1 protein-coding gene is annotated in these 348 nt (G+C 39.4%); it reads left to right on the top strand.

The window, feature by feature from the left end:
- On the top strand, positions 1–348 hold a 348-nt coding region (locus SORDD27_RS09455), incomplete at both ends, for a Spy0128 family protein (protein WP_330997343.1).

Here is a 348-nt window from a genome sequence, read left to right as displayed (position 1 = left end):
AACCAGCCCCAACAGCTACATCAGCAACACTTGAGTTTACGAAAGAATTGACTGGTCGTACTTTGGTTGATGGTGAGTTCCAATTTGAATTGTACAAAGATGGACAAAAAATTGATACAAAAACAAACCAAGGTGGAAAAGTAACATTTAATGCAATCAACTATGATGCAGAAGGTGAGTATACTTATACTGTAAAAGAAGTGAATGCTGGAGCAACTGGTATTACTTACGATACAGAAAAGACTGCAGTGGTAAAAGTAACCAAAGATGCAGCAACAAATGCCTTGAAGGCAACTGTTGAATACCCAGCAGGTAGCGTCTTCACGAATAGCTTCAAAGCACCAGCAG

Origin of the sequence: Streptococcus oralis (genome assembly GCF_001579025.1) — a bacterium.
Classification (GTDB): domain Bacteria; phylum Bacillota; class Bacilli; order Lactobacillales; family Streptococcaceae; genus Streptococcus; species Streptococcus oralis_X.
This window is presented reverse-complemented; position numbering and strand designations above follow the sequence as displayed.